We start from the raw sequence: 2,352 nt of genomic DNA, 5'->3' as shown, positions 1-2,352 counted from the left end.
AAGAAGAATCCTTTAAAGTTGTGATGATTTCTGATATAATTTGATTCATAAGAAGACCTCTTTCTCTAGCGTTGTCGTTATCTCTAGATTAAGGGTCTTCTTTCTTTTTGTCTAGGTCGAATTTCCCTCTTCCGACATTAATTTTACACATAGCTATCGCTTGACCGAAATTCATCTCCCACTTTCACTGGTGCTTCGCACCCATACGCTTAGAAGTGGGAGACTTCTTTCGGAATTACGTTAATACTCTATATTCGAAAAAATGAGTTTCTACCTATTAACCATTTTATTTACTTTATACTATCATTCTTTTTGCATTTTTCATAAGATAGAGAATCATATAGGCTAGGGATGTTCTATTGTCATTCAGTTTTTCCAGATGCGCCTCCTGTTACTCCGATAGTTCTTCCTCTCAAATCCAACCAATCACTAATTCTGTATCTCCTTTCAATTTTTTAATACTATTACTAACTAATTCTCAGTATAGAAGGCTGTTCAGGTTTAATAAACACAACAAATTTATTCTACTGAAAGTAAAAATGTAAACTAATTTATAATTTCCCTTAATCTTGCTTTAGTATGAGCTTACTTATAACCAAATATGCATGTTATAAGTCTCCTATTTATCACAAAAAAGCATAAAACTGGAATTTTTTGGTCAATTTTTCAATAGTAGACTAATAAAAGACACTTTCCCATAAGAAAAGTGTCTTAAAATTTCTAGCCCTCAGCATCACCCATAAAGAGTGACTACTTATAGTTTACTGTTGAATTATATTTTCACCATTAGATGCAATAACTTGTTTATACCAATTAAAAGATTTCTTTCTCTTACGATCCAGCGTCCCCTTACCTTGATCATCCAAATCAACATAGATAAAACCATAGCGTTTGCTCATTTCACCAGTGGACGCAGCTACTAAATCAATACATCCCCATGGTGTATAGCCTATTAGGTCAACACCATCAGTTAAAGCATCTGCCATTGCCTGAATATGCTTTGCTAAATAATCAATACGGTAATCATCATGGATCTCACCATTGTCATCACTTTCATCTTTTGCACCTAATCCATTTTCTACAATGAACAACGGAACTTGGTAACGATCCCACAAGTCAGTTAATGAGATTCTCAAACCTAACGGATCTATCTGCCAACCCCATTCACTTGATTCCAAGAAGGGATTACGTACACCTTCCATCAAATTACCTGCAGCAGGATCTGTCGCTTCTGAATTTGTTTCATCGATAGCCATACTCATGTAATAACTAAAACCAATGTAATCTACAGTGTTTTCCTTTAATAGTTCCTTATCGCCTTTTTCCATTATCGGCATTTTTGCATCATAATGCTGTAATAACTGACTGATATATGTGGGATAATCCCCTCTTACCTGAACATCGCTAGTAAAATAATTAAATGCGCGCTGTTTAAATTGAGAAGCAAATTGATTGCTGGGATTACTGTCAAAAGCATACATAGGAGCATAAATCTGCATACAGCCAATCTGAATATCTTTACGAAACCTTTTCCCGATTTTCACTGCTAGAGCACTGGCAACAAATTGATGATGCCAAGCTTGAAATCGATCAGTAAAATTATTCGCACCCGTTTTAGGAATCAGCCCTTGAGAAAGAGCCGGGAATTCTATTGCGGAATTTATCTCATTAAAAGTCATCCAATATTTCACTTTAGAAGCAAACCGCTCGAACAATACTTCTACATAACGTTCATAAAAATTTACCAATTCTCTATTTTTCCATCCACCATATTTTTTTGCTAAATGTAAAGGCATTTCATAATGAGATATCGTTACAACCGGCTCTATATTATATTTTAGACATTCCTCAATCAATGCTTCGTAAAAAGATATTCCCCTTTCATTTGGCTTTAATTCGTCTCCTTGTGGGAAAATGCGACTCCAGGCAATTGAAAAACGGTAAGCTTTAAATCCCATTTCAGCGAATAAAGCTATGTCTTCTTTAAATCGGTGATAATGATCGATTCCTAAATGGTTAGGGTAATAGTATTTATCTGTATCTATATCCCAATCGAATTCAAGAGAAGAAATAATCGAAAATCGGTTTTTCCCTCCTGGCATCGCATCTGCAACAGATAGCCCCTTACCATCTATGTCAAATGCACCTTCACACTGGTTTGCAGCTGTAGCACCACCCCATAAAAAATCCTTTTTGAATTTCATTTTATTCCTCCTCGTATTATAAGAGACACCTAGGAAACTATAGATGCTCTATATAAGTGGATTTAGGGTTTTCTCTTTTGAGTTTTCCCTCCACTTATTTTCTTTTTTTAAATTTTTTCACATTTTTATGCTTATTACTTGACTTTTG

General features: G+C 34.9%; 1 protein-coding gene. It reads right to left on the bottom strand.

Annotation, left to right across the window (positions count from 1 at the left end; genetic code table 11):
- Positions 1-761: 761 nt before the first annotated feature.
- Positions 762-2,204, bottom strand: a complete 1,443-nt coding sequence (locus ACYQ4S_RS11610) for a glycoside hydrolase family 1 protein (RefSeq protein ID WP_459771289.1) — start codon at positions 2,202-2,204, stop codon at positions 762-764.
- Positions 2,205-2,352 lie beyond the last annotated feature (148 nt).

It is taken from the genome of Alkalibacterium sp. s-m-28 (assembly GCF_054658175.1).
The sequence above is the reverse complement of the archived record's forward strand: the minus strand, read 5'-3'. Positions and strand labels throughout refer to the sequence as shown.